Origin of the sequence: Paraburkholderia sp. MM5496-R1 (assembly GCF_050436205.1) — a bacterium.
Taxonomy (GTDB): Bacteria; Pseudomonadota; Gammaproteobacteria; order Burkholderiales; family Burkholderiaceae; genus Paraburkholderia; species Paraburkholderia tuberum.
This window is the reverse complement of the sequence record NZ_JBNDLT010000003.1, coordinates 759,440-777,394: the sequence shown is the minus strand read 5'-3', so window position 1 is coordinate 777,394 and position 17,955 is coordinate 759,440. Positions and strand designations below refer to the sequence as shown.

At 62.7% G+C, this 17,955-nt stretch carries 17 protein-coding genes and 1 pseudogene; 11 read left to right on the top strand and 7 right to left on the bottom strand.

The genetic code is table 11. From position 1 onward, the window contains the following. Positions 1 to 111 precede the first annotated feature (111 nt). The 3 genes from OKW38_RS29825 (at position 112) to OKW38_RS29815 (ending at position 2,752) form a co-directional block, all read left to right on the top strand. Positions 112 to 1,155, top strand: a complete 1,044-nt coding sequence (locus tag OKW38_RS29825) for an alpha/beta fold hydrolase (RefSeq protein ID WP_429364473.1) — start codon at positions 112 to 114, stop codon at positions 1,153 to 1,155. Between the two features lie 373 nt (positions 1,156 to 1,528). Continuing rightward, complete coding sequence (locus OKW38_RS29820) at positions 1,529 to 1,876, top strand: DUF4148 domain-containing protein (protein ID WP_429364471.1); 348 nt, start codon at positions 1,529 to 1,531, stop codon at positions 1,874 to 1,876. Positions 1,877 to 1,963: 87 nt separating this feature from the next. Then, positions 1,964 to 2,752 carry an alpha/beta fold hydrolase gene (locus OKW38_RS29815; RefSeq protein WP_429364469.1) on the top strand — a complete coding sequence of 263 codons (789 nt, stop codon included), beginning with the start codon at positions 1,964 to 1,966 and terminating at the stop codon, positions 2,750 to 2,752. A 20-nt stretch (positions 2,753 to 2,772) separates the two neighbouring features. On the opposite strand, the pseudogene OKW38_RS29810 reads toward OKW38_RS29815, so the two are convergent. Continuing rightward, positions 2,773 to 2,850: pseudogene (locus OKW38_RS29810) on the bottom strand (AsnC family transcriptional regulator); the annotation flags it as partial. A gap of 157 nt (positions 2,851 to 3,007) precedes the next feature. Between OKW38_RS29810 and OKW38_RS29805 the strand changes: the two are divergent. Next, positions 3,008 to 3,178 (top strand): hypothetical protein, encoded by a 171-nt coding sequence (locus OKW38_RS29805; RefSeq protein ID WP_410452386.1) that lies wholly within the window; start codon positions 3,008 to 3,010, stop codon positions 3,176 to 3,178. 453 nt (positions 3,179 to 3,631) lie between these two features. On the opposite strand, the gene OKW38_RS29800 is transcribed toward OKW38_RS29805, so the two are convergent. The 5 genes from OKW38_RS29800 to OKW38_RS29780 form a co-directional block, all read right to left on the bottom strand. Continuing rightward, positions 3,632 to 3,787, bottom strand: a complete 156-nt coding sequence (locus OKW38_RS29800; protein ID WP_018423731.1) for a DUF3309 family protein — start codon at positions 3,785 to 3,787, stop codon at positions 3,632 to 3,634. 227 nt (positions 3,788 to 4,014) lie between these two features. Then, positions 4,015 to 4,221, bottom strand: a complete 207-nt coding sequence (locus OKW38_RS29795) for a hypothetical protein (RefSeq protein WP_429364467.1) — start codon at positions 4,219 to 4,221, stop codon at positions 4,015 to 4,017. Between the two features lie 346 nt (positions 4,222 to 4,567). Then, positions 4,568 to 4,786, bottom strand: coding sequence for a hypothetical protein (locus OKW38_RS29790; protein ID WP_184005151.1), 219 nt, complete (start codon positions 4,784 to 4,786; stop codon positions 4,568 to 4,570). Between the two features lie 195 nt (positions 4,787 to 4,981). After that, positions 4,982 to 5,284, bottom strand: a complete 303-nt coding sequence (locus tag OKW38_RS29785) for a hypothetical protein (protein ID WP_090807592.1) — start codon at positions 5,282 to 5,284, stop codon at positions 4,982 to 4,984. Positions 5,285 to 5,375: 91 nt separating this feature from the next. Continuing rightward, positions 5,376 to 5,642: a hypothetical protein gene (locus tag OKW38_RS29780; RefSeq protein ID WP_090807590.1), complete on the bottom strand. Its 267-nt coding sequence runs from the start codon at positions 5,640 to 5,642 to the stop codon at positions 5,376 to 5,378. A gap of 433 nt (positions 5,643 to 6,075) precedes the next feature. Between OKW38_RS29780 and OKW38_RS29775 the strand changes: the two genes are divergently transcribed. Further along, a complete protein-coding gene (locus tag OKW38_RS29775; RefSeq protein ID WP_429364465.1) occupies positions 6,076 to 8,166 on the top strand; it encodes a protein kinase domain-containing protein in 2,091 nt (696 codons plus the stop codon). Positions 8,167 to 8,194: 28 nt separating this feature from the next. On the opposite strand, the gene OKW38_RS29770 is transcribed toward OKW38_RS29775, so the two are convergent. Beyond that, a complete protein-coding gene (locus OKW38_RS29770; protein ID WP_429364463.1) occupies positions 8,195 to 10,195 on the bottom strand; it encodes an SUMF1/EgtB/PvdO family nonheme iron enzyme in 2,001 nt (666 codons plus the stop codon). Between the two features lie 313 nt (positions 10,196 to 10,508). On the opposite strand from OKW38_RS29770, the gene OKW38_RS29765 reads away from it, so the two are divergent. The 6 genes from OKW38_RS29765 to OKW38_RS29740 all read left to right on the top strand — a co-directional run bounded on the left by OKW38_RS29765 (position 10,509) and on the right by OKW38_RS29740 (position 17,954). Then, positions 10,509 to 11,012: a DUF4399 domain-containing protein gene (locus OKW38_RS29765; protein ID WP_429364461.1), complete on the top strand. Its 504-nt coding sequence runs from the start codon at positions 10,509 to 10,511 to the stop codon at positions 11,010 to 11,012. A gap of 46 nt (positions 11,013 to 11,058) precedes the next feature. Further along, positions 11,059 to 11,496: a DUF4399 domain-containing protein gene (locus OKW38_RS29760; RefSeq protein ID WP_090807583.1), complete on the top strand. Its 438-nt coding sequence runs from the start codon at positions 11,059 to 11,061 to the stop codon at positions 11,494 to 11,496. 251 nt (positions 11,497 to 11,747) lie between these two features. Beyond that, a complete protein-coding gene (locus OKW38_RS29755) occupies positions 11,748 to 12,026 on the top strand; it encodes a hypothetical protein (protein ID WP_184061603.1) in 279 nt (92 codons plus the stop codon). 348 nt (positions 12,027 to 12,374) lie between these two features. After that, on the top strand, positions 12,375 to 13,751 hold the full coding sequence (locus OKW38_RS29750; RefSeq protein WP_429333345.1) for an efflux transporter outer membrane subunit: 1,377 nt from the start codon (positions 12,375 to 12,377) through the stop codon (positions 13,749 to 13,751). A gap of 239 nt (positions 13,752 to 13,990) precedes the next feature. After that, entirely contained in the window at positions 13,991 to 16,603 is a 2,613-nt protein-coding gene (locus tag OKW38_RS29745) for an FHA domain-containing protein (RefSeq protein ID WP_429364459.1), read from the top strand. After that, positions 16,581 to 17,954 (top strand): HlyD family efflux transporter periplasmic adaptor subunit, encoded by a 1,374-nt coding sequence (locus OKW38_RS29740; protein ID WP_429364457.1) that lies wholly within the window; start codon positions 16,581 to 16,583, stop codon positions 17,952 to 17,954. Before OKW38_RS29745 ends, OKW38_RS29740 begins: the two co-directional genes overlap by 23 nt. The last annotated feature ends 1 nt before the right edge of the window (position 17,955 follow it).

Here is a 17,955-nt window from a genome sequence, read left to right as displayed (position 1 = left end):
GCCATTGAAGTCTGCTCTGCCTGCACGGTGCCCGCATGCGGCTGTGCGATATCGCGCGCGAGCGGACCCGATCAATTCCGTATCAAAGCCTTTGCTTGAAGGAGAACAACCATGTCGGATCAGATCAATAGTCGCCGCCGCCGCTTTCTCGGAACGGCGGTTGCCGGTATCAGCCTGCTCGAATTGGGACTGGGCGGGCTCGCGCATGCGCAATCGGCCGACGCGGCCGGCAATGCGAAAGCGGGCGCGCGCGTGGCGTCGTTCGAGAAGATTCGCTCGATCAATGCGGGCACGCTGAACGTCAGCTACGCGGAAGCGGGCCCGCAGAACGGACCGGTGGTCATTCTGCTGCATGGCTGGCCTTACGACATCTACAGCTTCGCCGAAGTGACGCCGTTGCTGACGGCGGCCGGCTATCGCGTGATCGTGCCTTACCTGCGCGGCTACGGCGGCACGCGTTTTCTGTCGGCGGATACGCCGCGCAACGGTCAACAGGCGGTGGTCGCGGTCGACATCATCAACCTGATGGACGCGCTGAAAATCGACAAGGCCGTGCTCGGCGGCTTCGACTGGGGCGCGCGCACGGTGAACATCGTCGCCGCGCTGTGGCCGCAACGCGTGAAGGCGATGGTGTCGGTGAGCGGCTATCTGATCGGCAGCCAGGACGCGAACCGCGCGCCGTTGCCGCCGAAGGCCGAGCTGGCGTGGTGGTATCAGTTCTATTTCGCCACGGAGCGCGGCCGCGCGGGCTATGAAGCGAACCGTCATGACTTCAACAAGCTGATCTGGCATACCGCCTCGCCGAAATGGAATTTCGACGACGCCACGTTCGAGCGCTCCGCCGAATCGTTCAATAACCCGGACCATGTTGCCGTGGTGATTCACAACTATCGCTGGCGTCTGGGACTCGCGCAGGGCGAGCCGCAATACGACGAACTCGAAAAGCGCCTCGCCTCCGGACCGACGATCGCGGTGCCGACCATCACACTCGAAGGCGATGCGAACGGCGCCGCGCATCCCGAGCCCGCAGCATACGCGAAGAAGTTTACCGGCAAGTATCAGCACCGCAATATCAGCGGCGGCATCGGCCATAACCTGCCGCAGGAAGCGCCGAAAGCCTTTGCGGATGCGATTCTCGACGTTACCCGCCTTTGATGGAGCCGGCGCGCGCCGGCTTCTTCTGAACGGGCCCCAGCAGTCGAACGTACGGCTGCTGGGGTTTTTTCATGAGCGGGCCATTTGCAACCCACCTGCAACCCGCACGACACATGCGACGCCGGCCCTGCTCGGCAGGTTCGGAAGTGGGTTTTGGTATCGCAATGTATCAACGGCATACGCAGACAAACACGCTTGCAGAAATGGGGGGTGACGAAAACATTGCAGATACGTTGGAGCGTTCTAATGTCTTCACGCAAGGTTGATTCACAACGTTGCGTGAATCAGGTGGGACGTCACAGTGTATCCGCGTCGATGGCTTCGCGTCCCGCTCAATCCTTATCCCTGATGGTTCGATACCCGGAGAAGACTCATGAAACTCGTTCAATCGCTGATCGTCGCCGCACTCGTCGCCGTTCCCGTCGTTTCGTTCGCGCAATCGCAACCGCAACAGGCACTCACACGTGCCGAAGTCCGCGCGGAACTGGTCCAGTTGGAAAAGGCCGGCTACAACCCGGCCAGCGACAACACGCAATACCCGCAGAACATCGAAGCGGCCGAGGCGCGCATCAGCGCGGGCCATGACGCGCCCGCCTACGGTGGCGTCGCGAACGGCAGTTCCGCTTCGGGCTCGCACGTGCCGATGATGCATGCGGCGGCGGATCGCGTGTACGACGGCTCCGACATCGTCAGCCTCGGTTCCATCTACGCGCATTCGTGATCGATGCAAATGAGCAGGCCGTCCGCGTGCATCGGCTCACGTCGACGCGCGGACTCCTTGTTTAACTCACCTGTCGAGACAAAAACGATGACCACGGTGCTGAAAAAAATTCTGGGTTCCGTTCTGTTGCTGGGCGGACTGTTCGCGTTGCAGGCCACGGAGTCCGCGCAGGCCGCGCCGTCCGATGACCTGAAGGGCAAGAACGTCGTTCTCGTACACGGCGCTTTCGCTGACGGGTCCAGCTGGGACAAAGTGATCCCATTGCTCGAAGCGCGCGGCCTGCACGTGGTGGCCGTGCAGAATCCGCTGAGCTCGCTCGCCGACGACGTGGCGGCAACCCGGCGCGTGATCGCGCAGCAGAACGGGCCTGTGATTCTGGTTGGCCATTCATGGGGCGGCGTGGTGGTCAGCGAGGCCGGCAACGACGACAAGGTGAAAAGCCTCGTGTACGTCGCGGCATTTGCGCCGGACAACAGTCAGTCCATTGCGGACATCACGAAGGACCAACCCGCGCCAGTCTGGGCGAGCGAATTGCGCAAGGACTCGGCGGGTTATCTGACGCTATCGACCCAGGCGGTGCTGGACGACTTCGCGCAGGATCTGCCGCTGCCGCAAAAGCGCCTGATCGCGGCGACCCAGCAGCCTTGGGCCGCTGGCTGTATCGACGACAAGGTGACGAACGCCGCGTGGCATGGCAAGCCGTCGTACTTCGTGGTGTCGGGCCGCGACCGCATGATCGATCCGTCCTTGCAACTGGAGATGGCGAAACACATCGACGCGAAGATCACGCGCGTCGCCACGAGCCACGTCGCGATGCTGAGCCAGCCGCAGGCCGTGGCCGACGCGATCATCGCCGCCTCGCGGGCCGCGCATTGAAGCGCCCGCAGTCTCGTCAATCAGATTGCGATTGACGGAATGCTCTTCATGCAGCGCAGCGCGAACATCGAGCGGCTATGGCGAATGCCTGCGATCTTGTTTTTGCTGATCGAGCAATGCGACATAGCCGCGGATATACCCTTCGTTTTCGAGGCTTCAGACAATGGAGATGCGGCACGTTTGCGGCTTCACCGGTTCTGTCCCATCAGTACCTCGTCGAATGAAGCGCCTTGGTCGGCCAATCATCAGTACCTTTTGCTGGGCAGTACTTTTGCGCTGATATTCGCGTTGGGCGTGGCATCGGCGGCAATCTTCCCGCACCGTCTGCGTACGGTTCTACAGCGGCCGACGCGGCTGCGCATCGTGAACCGTCTGATGGGGAGCTTGCTGGTAGGGATGGGCACGCTGATGGCGGCGGTACGCTGACCATGAAACGATCCGCATACCGCCGCCGCGGGAACAACGTCATCCTTATCGTCTGTACCGCGCGATATCAATGGAAAATGAGGTACAGGATGATCAGTACGATCACTGGAACGCCGAGCAGCCAGCCAAGTAGGTAAGGCATGATGTCATCTCCTTTCGTATTGGAGTTCGAATACGCAGGAGTTTCAGCAGGCAGCGTGCCTGGCTCGAAGATGTCGATCTATTCGAGCAATCGATCGACGGCAACGCCGATGGTCCGCGTATCGGCTTTAGCCATATCGATGCCATAGCCGATTCCGAACTCGCGCCGGTAATAAGCGCGATCTGATTGGCCAGTAACTTTTCCATCGAGTGCTTCGGCAACGACGAAAAAGCGAAGCCGCCAACTACCGGCGCGCGACATCGCGCGGATAGACGGCGGGCCGCCTCATGTTCCAGTCCACTACGCGTGGTCTATATCACACCGGCAACCAGCAGAACGATCACCACGATCAGTACGATGCCGAGTCCACCGGTCGGACCATAGCCCCACGATCGGCTGTGTGGCCACGCTGGAAATGCGCCGATCAGCAGCAGAATCAGCACGATTAGAAGAATGGTTCCTAGCATGTTATGACCTCCGCCTGGTTGAGAGAGACCTGCTTTATCTACGTTGGCCACAGGGCCGCAGGGTAATCCCCAGGCAGCAAACCTTGTGCCCAAGGTCGATCCTTTAATCAGATCACCGGGGCGACGCGCAGCACGTGCGGAGATTCTCGAGCCAATTGAAACGGCACCCGTCGCGCTCAAAACCTGAGCCGGGTGCCGTTTTTCCAATTGCGGACACGTCGCGCGTCCTATAGATAGGTTCCGCTGATGCGGCCTTCGAAGATCGCGGTGTTGATGTCCCAATCGTCGACGGTACCCGTGCCGCCACCGTCCACCTTGACGACTACCGAGCGGCCGCCGCGCAGCGTCTTCATCTGTTCGGTGCTCAGCGTTTTCTCGTCGGATGGCTCGCCCGCGCCGGGCGGCAGGTCTTTGATGATCACAGTGGCTTTCATGGCATTTCTCCTTGACGTGGAAAGGCGAGCACAGTGCGGCGCCCGCATCGATTTCTGCAAGGCCTATGCCAATGTGAGGGAACGTGCGCCGCAACATGGAGCGGGGGCCGCGATGCGAAGCCTGGCAAGGATCCGCGCGATAGCCGCGTTGAATCGCACTGAACACGATCGCGATTGCGCGTCGATGTGTTTGCGCGCGTCCCACGAGTCACGAGCGAATGGTTGGGGCGCAGCGCAGCGTCGCGCGCGGCGAACTCAGGCGTCCAACACTCAATCGCAAGCGCAAACAGAAACGGCACGCGCCATATGCGCGTGCCGTGATGGTGAAACGCCCCGGCGAGGAATGCTAGCGGCGCTGGCGTCTACGCGGCGAGGCTGCTTCCGCGATACGCAGATGCGCGGCCGGAAAGCCCGGCGGGTACTCGACGACGCGCATCGCGGCCGGCACCAGCGGCGCGGCGAGACTCGAGCGCGCGCCGACACGGGCGCCGCCGACGATCGCGGCCATCGCCTCGCGGTCCAGTTCGACGCTTTCGGTCAGATCCTTGATGCTCAGCTTGGCCATGATGGCTCCAGAAAAACGCTCCGGCGGCCAGACCCGTTCGGGTGCCGGCCGCCGTGCTCGGAATGTGTTCGGCGTGTCATTCGTTGTGCCGCGGTCTCAACGCACTATCAGTATAGGAAATCCATTCGCGGCGCGCATGGCCGTGGTGTTGCCGCGGCAGTGAAGGAACCCCCAGTCCCCCGCTGCTGCCCCGGCTTACACGGCGGAGTAATTGGCGCCCGACAGGATAGGGTCGACTTTCAGCTTCAGCGGCAGCACGACGCCTGGCCCGATCGAACCGATGTCATTGAGCGCTGCGACGTTGACGATTTGCTGCTGAGCCAGATTCTGAGTGACGTTGACGTTGACGTTGACGTTGGCGATGCCGGCAAGGCTGCCGAGACCACCAAGGCCCGAAGGCATGGGCACGTTGCTGCCGGTGCCGCCGGCGATCCCGGACATGGCCCGGCGGTCGAGTTCGCGCGTGCCGGACAGATCGCGAATCATGAGGGATGACATGGCGTTTCTCCAAAGACGTACGGAAAGCGGACATGAATGGCTCGCGGCGAAGCGGCCCGCGGCTGCGGGCGCCTCGCCGCACCACGCACTATTAGTGGTTGCTGTTGCTCGAATTGATATACGGCGAGAAGTCCGACGTGATGCCGGTGGCGAGCGCAACATCGTTGCCGTTGGCGTTCTGGAAGTTCAGTTCGTTACTGATCAGTTGCGTGGTGCTGGTGTTCTTGACGCTGGTCGGCGCATAGACCGGGGCGAAGCTGTAGTACTTGCTCGGGCCGAAGCCGCCGCGTACGGCTTGCATGGCTTTGCTGTCGAGTTGTTCGGTGACGGACAGGTCTTTGATCATCAGCGTTTTCATGGTGAGTCTCCTGAAAGAAGTGTTCGCAGTGTTGCGAGTGGTTTCGAGCAATTCGTTTGCTCGGACATCACTAACGCACAGGCTGTGCCAGTATTAATCAAGGTTCCTGAGGAAATCGGCACAGCCCTGTCGTATAAGGGTTTTGCGCGTGGAGGGACCACCGTGCCGGTCAGCTCGAAGCACGCTGACGCGCTCGGAGCGGTGGCCGCGGTCCGACATCGCGGCGGACCCTGTTGGATGGCGCACGACATTGCGCGAGCCAGCACGCGGCGCGGCGCGCGGCTCATGCCTGGTTTGCCTGGTTTGCGAAAGCGCGGACCGGGAGCTAGTATCGAAACGGCACATGTAACTGGATACGACAGGTTTTCTATCGACCCGCGTGGCGTCGGTCGCATGCGACACGGTCCAGCGGCAACGGCGGTGCTTCGCACAAATGGCTAGCCTTGCGCGTGTGATTCTCGACTTCCAGAGCGGCGAGCTATCGCGTGACGAGTTCGTCGCGCAGCTCGACAGCGCGTTGGCGACCGAGCAACTCGGTCCGACGCGGCTGCTGGAGACGCTGTACGCCGCGCATCATCGGTCGCCGTTGCCCGACGATCTCTACCTGGAAGTGCGGCGGCGCATCGAGTTGCTGCGCGTGTCGAACGTCGCGGCGGGTGGCGAGGAAACCGGCATCCAGACCACGGTCGATCTACCGTCGCTGCGGTCGTCGAGCGCTGGCAGTGCGGGCGCCGCGAGTACTGCCGGAAGCGCCGCGCACGAGACCATCAAAGGCATCGGCGATACGCTGAACAACCGCTTCGTGCTCGAGGAGTGCCTTGGCGTGGGCGGCATGGGCACCGTGTACAAGGCGCTCGATCTGCGCAAGCTCGAAGCGTCGGATCGCAAGCCCTATCTCGCGATCAAGGTGCTGAACGTCCAGTTTCGCGGCAATCCGAATTCGCTGGTCGCGCTGCAGCGCGAGGCGCGCAAGGCGCAGGTACTCGCGCATCGCAACATCATCACCGTCTACGACTTCGACCGCGACGGGCCGATCGTCTATCTGACGATGGAGTACCTGAGCGGCAAGCCCCTGAGCCAGCTGCTGCGCACGCCGGGCTATCAGGGCATGCCGGTGCGGGCCGCGCTGCCGATCGTGCGCGGCATGTGCGCGGCGCTCGCGTACGCGCACGAGCGCGGCTTCGTCCATTGCGATTTCAAACCCGCGAACGTGTTTTTGACCACGAATGCCGAAGTGAAAGTGATCGACTTCGGCATCGCGCGCGTATTCCAGCGGCCTGAAGAGGAGAGCGACGCGACGGTGTTCGATCCCGGCAGTCTGGGCGCGTTGACGCCGGCCTATGCGAGCCCGGAGATGATCGAGCATCGCGAGCCGGACCCGCGCGACGATATCTACGCGCTTGGCTGCATCACGTACGAGCTGTTGACGGGACATCATCCGTTCGATCGCCTGTCGGCCACGCAGGCGCGCAATGCCGATTTCAAGCCGCAGCGTCCGGCGAATCTCGATGCGCGACAGTGGCGCGCGTTGCGTGCCGCGTTGTCGTTCGATCGCAATACGCGGATGCCGAGCGTCGTGCGCTTTATCGCCGAGTTCGACAATGAAGCGCGCGCGGAGAAGTCCGGGACGCTCGCGTGGGTAGGGCTCGCAGGCCTCGCCGTCGTGTGCGCGGTCACCGTGGGCGTGTTCGCTTTTCGCTCGGGGTCCAGCCGGCACCAAGCCGCGCCAACCGAGGCGGCGCGATCGCAGGGCGATCAGGTCGATCGGGCGGCTGGGGCGTCCGCTGTCGCGCCTGCAACGAATGTCGCGCAGACAACGCCGGCGCCCGCGCCGAAGCCCGCGTTGACGCTCGCCGCGATCACGCCCACGCTTGCCCAGGTGCCCTGTTCGGCTCTATCGGGCGCGGTGCAGGACCACGCACTGACGGTACGCGGTTTCCTGTCGCAGCGATACGGTGCCGCGCATCTGAAGGAGACGTTGGCGGCGCTGCCTGGCGTCGATACGGTTTCGCTAGACGTGCGGCCGCTCGCCGACGATAAATGCGACCTCGTCAAAACGCTCGCGCCGTTTCTGGTGCGCAACTGGCAGGCGGGGCGCGTGGCGTCGCTGCAGATGCGTCCGCCAAGCGGTTTTCTGACCGAGAACGACTCGCTGGTGGTCGACCTGAAAGCGCCGCCGTTCGATTCCTTTGCGACCGTCGACTACTACCAGCTAGACGGCCACGTCGTGCACATGGTGCCCAGTCGTCTGTGGCCGGACAATCAGATGCAGGCGAACGGCGGTCCGTACACGATCGGCAGCAATGCGGGCGATTGGACCGTATCGAAGCCGTTCGGCTCGGAAATGGTGGTGCTGGTGGTGACGCCGGTGCCGCTGTTCGACAAGCTGCGCCCGGAAAGCGAAGCGCGCGCTGTTTATCTGCGCGCGCTCGAGACCCGGCTCAAGCAGATTGGCGGTCAATACGGGCAGGATCGCCTGTTGGCGGACTTCGCCCCGATTACGACCAAACCCGCGACGCGATGATCCGTCAGGGAGCCAATCGACACGGCTTTTAGTGCAGATCCTTGACGACGCGAAAACCGTTCTGCGATTGGCGCACGCCCGCGCTGTATTTGAAGCGCGTCGCGCTGAGCATGTAGTCGCCGCCTTCGCGCCATGAGCCGCCGCGAATCGCGCGCATCTCGCAGCCGGGCGAGTCCCACGCGTGGCCATCGACGGGCGCGCCCTGATAGGTGTTGTGCCAGCAGTCGGCGGTCCACTCCCAGACGCCGCCGTTCATGTCGTACAGACCCAGCGGATTCGCGGCGAACGTGCCGACGTTTTCCGGGCCTTCCTTGTGCCACGGGTCGCCGCAGTCCTTGCAATTGGCGTTGCCCTTGCGCATCTGCTCGCCCCACCAGTACGCGGTCGTGGTGCCGGCGCGGTCCGCGTATTCCCATTCGGCTTCGGTCGGCAGACGGTACGGTTTGCCGGTCGTTTTGGCGAGCCACTTGACGTACTGCTGCGCGTCGTCCCAACTGAGATCGCGCGCGGGTGCGGTCTTGATGCTATTGCTCTCCGGCGTCAGCTTCTGGCAGGCGCCGGCGGCGACGCACGCATTCCATTGCTCGACCGTCACGGGAAATTTACCGATCGCGAAGGGCGCGCCAATGCTCACGTGATGCACGGGCTTTTCCGACGGATCGTCGGTATTGCTGCCCATTGCGAACGAGCCGGCGGGTACCGCGACCATGACCGGACAGGCCGCGCAGTCGCGGATTTCACCGGCCGTCGGTGGATGGGCGACGGTCTTTTCGGCGAATGGCGCGGCAGCGGGGCGCGGCGGCGGCGCGGCTGCGCTGGCTTGCGTCGCGGGATGCATGACCTGGGCAGGCGGCGTGGGTGGCGCGACGTGACCGCTCTGCGTCGCGGGCGCGGCTGGCGGTGCAGCCGGCGCGGCACTCACCGCGGGAGTCGATGCCGCCGCGCGCAATCGATCGATACGCGCATGCGCGAGTGTGGCGAAGCGGCCATTCGGATAGGCCTTCAGATAAGCCTCGTAATCGGCTGGGTAGTTGCTGTCCTTGATCGAATCCCAGAACGTGATTTCGTATTGTTCGCCGCTTTCCTTGGGCATGATGCCGCGACTGCGCGGCGTGATGGCCCGACGCTCTGATGTATTCGACGACTCGATAGCGCCTTCGCCACTTGTGGGAATGGATGACCGCGCGACAGAGAGCCAGGGTTGCTGCGTTCCGCGTGTAGCGGCGCGTACTTCGGCGCCGACCTGTCGGAACAGCGCGGCGAGCGATCGAGACGATGCGTCGGCGTCGTTGAGCGCTTGCAGCAAGGCATCGGTATAGACGCCATGCCGCGGACCGTCCGCCGCGAAACCGCCCGGTGCGGTTGCATAGGCAATCACGGTGTTGGCAGCGATCCTCGGTTTATCGATCGCAACCGCGGCGGGGGCAAATGGATTGTCGAGGCACGTATCGAGAATCACGAGATTGAGCCGGCCGGCACGGGCGGATTGCATCGCATGCAAAACGGTATTCAGATCGACGCCGTTATTCAGTAGCGACACCGGCGCGCGGATATCGCCTCGCGCATCGAGTCCCACCGGCAAAAGCAGCGTTTGTGCGCCTACCTGCATGCCGTGTCCGGCGAAATAGAACACTCCGATATCGCCTGTTTGCAATCGTCGTTGAAATTCGTCGATGGCCGCGCGCATTTGCGGCGGCGTAGCATTCGTGCGCGTGATGACTTCGAAGCCACGCGCACGGAGCGCAGCGCCGATCGATTCGGCGTCGCGCGGCGCGTTGGCGCGGATCGGGTTAGTGGCGTCACCGTACTCGCCATTTCCGATCACGAGCGCGACACGCCGCGAATGCGTGTCGTCGCGTGACGAAGCAAAGGGTGAAAGGAGCAAAGCGGTCTCCGCCGGCCGCGCCGGATGACTCGCTACCCAAGCCGGGCTCGGCTCGATGCTTTCACGTTGCGTCGCGGCACCGGCACCGTCCCACTGCGCCTGGATTGCCCCAACCATGCACACCAGCAGGAATCGTCGCCACATCTTTATATCCCGTTTGTACCGGACAGAGTTCAGGCATTCGTGCACCAGGCTCGCGCTGCCCGCGCTCTTTATTAACGATAGCACGCGCTTTGCGTCACAACTGTCCGGGAGTCCTTAACGCGTCATACGGTTAACGAGCATTGCGTATCTTTTTGGCAAGTTACGTCCTAAGCTGATTCAGAAAGTCACGTCACTCGGTCGTTTTAACTAGGTGGGCTGCCTGCCGGTTTCGACCCGCGACATGCCGCTCGAACACCCGGATTGTCATCGATAGCCGGGCCCCAGCCATGACTCCTGTTCGGGAGAGTGCGCTATGCGAAGAACCCATGTTTCCTTTCTTTTCGGCAGTCGTGATCCGGCGCAAGCGCGTCGCGGCGGATTACGCGCGGCGGTGTGCGCGACGCTCGTCGCGGTCTGCCTCGGTATCGGCACTGGCGGCATTGCGCGCGCCGAGCAGACGCCGTCTCCGCCGGGGGCCGAGGAGTACATCATCTGGCCGTCGGATGGCGCGGTGATTCACGGCGGCAAGTTGTGGGTGCGCATGGGGCTGCGCAATATGGGCGTGTGTCCGAAGGGCGTCGCGTTTCCGAATACCGGCCACCATCATCTTCTGATCGACACGGATTTGCCCGCGCTCGATCAGGAGATTCCATCGGATCGCCAGCACCTGCATTTCGGCGCGGGCGAAACCGACGCGCGCATCGAGTTGCCGCCCGGCAAGCACACGCTGCAGCTGATTCTCGGCGACCATAATCACGTGCCGCACGTACCGCCCGTGTATTCGAAGAAGATCACCATCACCGTGCTAAAGAACTAACGCGGTCCGTTCGTTCGAACCGGTCAAGCCGGAACGGAGAGTCCTGATGAAGAAGATCATTGCGGCCGCGGCATTCGTCGCAGCGGCGCTGACGGTATCGACCGCGCCGCAGGGCGCGTGGGCAGCGACGCCGTCGCCGCCCGGCGCCTACGCGTATATCGGCTATCCGAACGATGGCCAGGTGGTGCCCGCCAATAAACCGTTTCGCGTGTGGTTCGGTCTGCGTTTCATGGGGGTCGCGCCGAAAGGCGTGAAGTACCCGAACACAGGCCACCATCATCTTCTGATCGATACCGATCTGCCGCCGATGGATCAGGAGATACCCTCGGATCGCCATCATCTGCATTTCGGCGCGGGCGAAACGGAAACGATGATTTCATTGCCGCCGGGCAAGCATACGCTGCAGCTGTTGATGGGCGACGACATGCATATGCCGCACAACCCGCCGGTGTATTCGAAGAAGATCACGGTGATCGCGCGCTGACTGTCATCGAGCAGCCAACAATGTCGCGCGCGCTGTTGGCTGCGATCCACCATTCACTGGTCTCGCTGTGCCGCTCGTCAGCGTCGGGACAGCGGGTCCGATCTTCCTGGTCTTTGCTACAAGGCGTTCAGGACGCGAATGACGAAAGCAAGGCACTCCTGGCATAGGCCATGCATCAGTAGCGCCCGAGCAGACAAGTTGCTCGAACCCGACGCACCACGATGCGCTTTCCCATTCCCAGGAGATTTGCCATGAACACGCTGATGATCAAGGACCTGTCCAACACCGAACAACTCGACAGCAAGGCGATGAGCGCCGTGCGCGGTGGCAACGGCTACTATTCGATGCCGTCGTACCTCAGCTATGCGCCCGTCTATGCGCCGACTAGCATCAAGAACGTCTCCACGACGCAGATGATCAACACGGAAATGAACATCCAGAGCGCTAACGGCAACGACTCGGCGCTAGTCAGCGGTACGGCCACCTACATCCAACCGACCATTTACTCGAGCAACGTCAACAACGGGTAGTGAGCGGCGCACACGCGGCCCGGGCGGCCGCGTGTGCGTGCCCCAACAGGCGCATCGCTCAAAAGACCGCTAATCCAATCGTCCTTTCCACGCATCCTTCGCGTATCCGCCGCTCCCCGCATCGACTTTTCCGCCGCTTCATTGCCGAAGCCGCGCGGAAGCGGCTCGGGCTGAAAAACCGGGCATCTCGTGCGAAACAGGCGGGTGCAACTGGAGACCACCGTGTCAGCATTGCCGGAATCATCGTTCGATTCGTCGTGTGATTCGCTGGACCTTCAGCGGATTCCTGCTGAAGCCAGGACGCCTCGCCGCATAGCCCGTGTGCTAAGCGGGATCTGCGCGGCAACGATGTGCGCTTTGGCAGTGAGCGCGTGCGTCGACGTCAGCATGCCGGCTTATCGACGCCCGGACACGCCGGCCAAGACATCGTGGTCGGATCGCAATGGCGCGCCGGTATCGGCCGCGGAGACGATCGAGCGCGACTGGTGGAAGGGCTTCCAGGACCCGTACCTCGATACGCTGATCGACAAGGCGATCGACGGCAACTTCGATATCCGGGTGCTGGCCGCGCGTATCGAAGTCGCGCACACGCAGATCAGCGAGACAGGCGCGGCCGCGTTGCCGACCGCGGACCTCGGTGCCGGCGCCGACTACACGAAGACGACTGGCCAGCCTTTGACGAAGACGTACAACCTCGCGCTGCAGGTGAACTGGGACATCGACATCTGGGGCAAGGTCGAAAAAGGCGTGCAGGCGCAAAAGGCCGAATTCCACGCGAGCGAGGCGGATTGGCGCGCGGGATATCTCGAACTCGTCGCGAATGTGGCCAGTACCTATTTCCAGATCCTGCAATTCGACGACCAGATCGCACAGCAGCAAAAGACCATCGCCACGAACAAGCAAATCCTGGCGATCTACGAAGGCCAGGCGCGCAATGGGCTCGTGCCGCAAACGCAGGTGTTGCGCCAGCAGGCGGAGATCAACCGGCTCACCAACGATCTCTATGATCTGCGCCGATCGCGGGCGGTCTCCGACAACGCGCTATGCACCTTGCTCGGCGTGCCGGCCGGCGAATTCCATGTGCCGCAGGGCCATTTACAGGAGCGCGTGAAATTGCCGGGCGTGCCCGATGGTTTGCCCGCGCAATTGCTGTCGCGCCGCCCCGACGTGGTGGCGGCCGAATTCAGGGTGCTCGAGGCCTATGACCTCGTCGGTCAGTCGAAGCTCGCGCAATTGCCGAGCATCGGCCTCACCGCGCAAGGCGGCACGGCAAGTTACGCGCTTAACCAGTTGCTGAAGTCGTTCACGTTCGGCCTGATGCCGAGCATCAATTTTCCGCTGTTCGATCCGGGCGTGCGCGCACATGTGAAGGTGACCGAGGCGCAATCGAAAGTCGCCGAGCAGCAATATCGCGTGGCCGTGATGGGCGCATTCGAGGAAGTGGAGAACGCGCTCGTCAATCTGAGTGCCCATAAGGCGCAGCACGCGGAATTGCTGCAGCAGGTGTCGCGCCTGCAGATCGTCGCTGATCAGATCCAGTCGCAACTGCGCCTTGGCGTCGTGTCGCAACTCGAAGTATTCGAAGACGAGCGGACCTTGCTGGAGGCGCAACAGGCGTTGCTGGAAAACCACCAATTGATTCTGTCCGACACGGTAACGCTTTATAAGGCGCTCGGCGGCGGATGGCCCGGTGTCGACGTGCAAGCGCAGGTCAAAGAGAAGTAACGAAACATTGAGCTAATCCACGAGTTGGCGTACCGCGCGGGTATTTCGTCGGCTGACGGCTTATCCGCGGTCTTCTCATCCGGCGATATCCAAATTGACACTCTCGATGCGTGACTTACAATCCTTTAGGGGTCAGCGTTTGCGTGGCTCTTCACGACAATATCGTTGCGCCGTTGTCCTTCGTCCAGTTCGCCCCGCGTTCCCGCCGCGGCAGGTAAACGCTTAGCGATCCAGATAAAATGGCCACCGGCGAAGCTCCGATTGCTGAAATGCGCGTGACAGTGGACGCTGCCTTCGACGTGGTGTTGTCACCGGTTGCCTGCGCGCAGCGCCCCGCGCTCGACGCCATTCGCATCGTCGACAACCTGTTCGCCGTCGGCCGCAGCGAAGCGCCGTTCAGCGACTATCCCGCACCATGGACCGCCGCTCTCTCGCGCCGACATGCGCGCGTTTTCATCGAGCATGGCGCGATGTATGTTGCCGATCTCGGCAGCAAGAACGGCACGACGGTCAACGGCATCGCGGTGCGACAGACCCCCGCGCGTGTACGCGCCGGCGATGAACTCTGCTTTGGCGGTGAACTGCGCTATCGCGTCGGCATCGAGCCGCGCGCGCGCGTCGTCACGGGTGGAAGCGCTTCTCCCCTCATTCATCTATTGCTGGTGCCGCAGCGCGATGACCTGGGTCTGCAACCGGTCGACGTGCTGGCTTTTCCATTTCTGATCAGTAAAACGGACGAGGTTTTCTCGCGCTACAAAGACCGGTATCCGCATCAGGTCAATTACATTTCCCGGCGCCATGCGCACCTGTTTCTGAAGGGCGGCGAGCTCTATGTCGAGGATCTCGGCAGCACCAATGGCACGTTCGTGAATGGACAGCGGATCGGCGAATCGGCGCTTGCACTGGCGGAGGGCGACGTCGTTGCATTTGGTGGCGACCACTTCGTCTACAGGGTGTCGCTACAGAGCTCCGCCGACGGCGAACCCACCGTGACCCAGCTCTCTCTTCAGCCCGCTGTCGACAGTGCCGCCGATGCCGACAAGACGACCTTCGTCGGCGCTGCGCATTCGTTTCTCGACATCTTTTGCGTCGATCCGGCGCTGCAACGCGAAGACGAAGTGAATGAAGCGGCGCAGCCGGGCTCCGCGCGCGCGAAGCGTGACGGAGTAGGGACGGCAAATGGCGCGCAGGGCGCCAAAGGTGCGCAGGCGGGGCATCCCGCCGATACGAGAGACGGCGCGAACGAAAGAAGCGGCAAAGCTAAAAGCGCGGCAAGAGGTCAGCCGCGTCGCTGGAAGATGGTCGCCGGCGAACTCCACAAGGCGTTAGCGGACGGCGAGCGCACCAATGTGCGGCGCGCGGCGGCATGGGGCGCAGCGGGTATCGCGATCGTGGTTGCGCTTGGCGTGGGCCTTTATCTGCACGGTTCATCGGAACGGGAGTTGAAGAGCCTGCTCGCGAGCGGCGATTACTCGAGCGCTCTCACGATGGCGCGCGGCTATCGGGCCACGCATCCGGCGGACACGAAAATCAGCGCGCTCGCGAGCGAGGCGTTGTTGAAAGCGAACTTGCCGGGCTGGATCGAAGCCGTGCAAAAAGCGCAGTTCGACCAGGCCGACACGCTGCTGAAGAACATGAGGGCGTTGAGCGGAAATGACGCCGATGCCGCGTCGCTGGTCGGCGAATTGCAATGGGTCGGCGATCTCGAACGCTTCGTCGCGGCGCGTGGCGGCGTCGACGCGCCGATCCGCATGTATACGGACGAAGCGACGATCAACGGTCTGCTGCACCGCTGGGACGACGACGCGGCGAGTCACCAGCGCGCGCTCGATCGGATTGCGAGTTACGTGCCGGTCTTCGCGGAGCCCTACGCACACACGCTCAGCCATCTGCGCAAGCTCGAAAGCGACGATTCGGTGTACGTCGCCGCGATCGATCGGCTCAATGGCGTAATTCATACCGAACTTTCGCGCGACAAACCCGACGCGCTGCCGCCGGTACTCGACGATTACGCGCAGCGTTATCCGCGGCTCGCGGGGCTCGATAGAGTGCGCGACGATTTGCGCCAATACACCGGGTTGCTGAATGCCGCGTTGAGCCGTCAATTGACGTCATTGCTGGCGATGATGAAAACGGTGCGCTTCAGCACGCCGCCTTTTCAGGCGCAATTCCAGCAGCTTGCGGCGACGCGCTTGCCGTCGCCGGACATCGTTCAACGGCAGGACGCGGTCGATGCCGCGTGGCAGCGCGGCGACGCGCAGCAGGCGCTGAACGATTTGCAGTCGATGCCGGCGAGCCCGTGGTCCGATGTGCTCGCGGCCGAAGCGACGCACAAGCAGGCGTTGTCCGATCAATACAACGATCTGCGGAAAACGCGTGACGGGAAAGATTACGACCAGCGTCTGCTGTCGTTCTACGCGAGCCTCGATCCGCGGACCGACGCATGGTTCGTGCAGGCGATCCAGAAAGACGTGGCCGCATTGCATGACAAGGCACTCGCGCATGCGCAAGATCTGCTGGTGCGCGCGCAAAGCCTGTGGAAAGCGTACCGCGCGAACGGCCCGATCGGCGGCACGCAGCGGCTCGAAGCCGGCATCTCGCCGGGCTTTCGCAACGAGGCGCGTCTGCTGAGTGAGGCGCAGACGGCGGCACGCCAGGGCATGCGCATCTATACGCAGTTGAAGGCCGATCATCCCGCCGACTTCGATCGCCTGCTCGCGGATATCGAAGCCGAAGCGAGTTTGCAGCGCCGCTCGTTGACCGAGTTGCGCATGGTGCTGGACCCTGGGCTGCTGAAAGCGAAGCTCGCGTTGATTGGAGGCGATCAGAGTGAAACGCGATCCTCACCCTAGACCGTTGTCGGAGGCGCTCGAAGATCATAGCGTCGAAGGCATTGCGATTCTGACGTCCGAGCCGGTGCGGCTTGCGCGCGCGCTGATCTGGGCGATGGTCGCGCTCGTCGTGTCGGGTTTGCTGTGGTCGTTCGTCGGCCGCGCGGATGTGATCGTCAGCGCGCCCGGCACGTTGGCGCCGGAATCGGAGGTGCGGCGCATCTATACGCCGATCGACGGCGAACTCGCGGATCTGTATATCGCCGAGGGGCAGCCGGTGTCGAAAGGCGACGTGCTCGCGCGGCTCAATGCGCGCGGCGCGATCGAGGCAGCGAGCAACGCGTTACAGGCACAACTGAAGCTCGAAGACGCCGAACGCGAATGGAAGCAGTTCCCGGAGAAGAAGGCGTTGATGGAACGCAAGGCCACGTCGTTGAAAGCGCAACTCGAAGTCGAGGAGCGCTTGCACGAGAATCGCGTTTCAGAAGGCACGACGAAGCTTGCCGAAGGGCAGAAGGCCGAACTCGACGAAGCGCGCAGCTCGCTCGACAACGCGCGCCGCACGCGCGAAGCGGCGAATCAGGAACTCGATCGCTATTCGCGGCTGTTCGCGCAGCCGGGCGGCGGTGGCATTGCCGAATTACAGGTCGAGCAGAAACGCACGGCCGCGCTCGAAGCGGATAACGCTTACCGTGTCGCGCAGTCGAAGCTGGCCGAGCTCGACTTTCGTCTGAGCCATGAATACGCGCAGGCCAATGCGCAACTGGCGACGAGCGGCCAGCAAAGCACCGATCTGCAGCTGCAATACGATCAGGCGGTGCGCGACATCACCGATGCGGAAGACAAACTGCGCGTGCAACTGCAAAGCGCGCGCCTCGAAGCTGATGCCGCCGCGCGGGTGCGTTTCGAGAACATCGATAAAGACAATTTTCTGCTGATTCTCGCGCCGGTTTCAGGCGTGATCACCGACGTCACGTCGACGCAGCGCGGCGACAAGATTCAGGCGAATGCACCGCTCGGCGGCATTGCGCCAAAAGACGCGCGGCCCGTGCTGAAGATCGAAATCTCCGAACACGACCGCGCCTTTCTGCACGTGGGCCTGCCTGTCAAATTGAAGTTCAACGCGTTTCCTTACCAGCGCTACGGGTTGATCAGCGGCACGCTCGCCTATATCTCGCCGGCCACGAAGCCATCCGCGCAGGACAAGCAACCGGTCTACGAAGGCCGTGTCACGCTGGACAAGGACTACTACCAGGTGGCCGGCACGCGTTATCCGCTGCGTTACGGCATGACCGCCAATGCGGAAATCGTCGTGCGCGAGCGGCGCCTGATCGACCTCGGTCTCGATCCGTTCAGAGAGGTGGCGGGTTGAG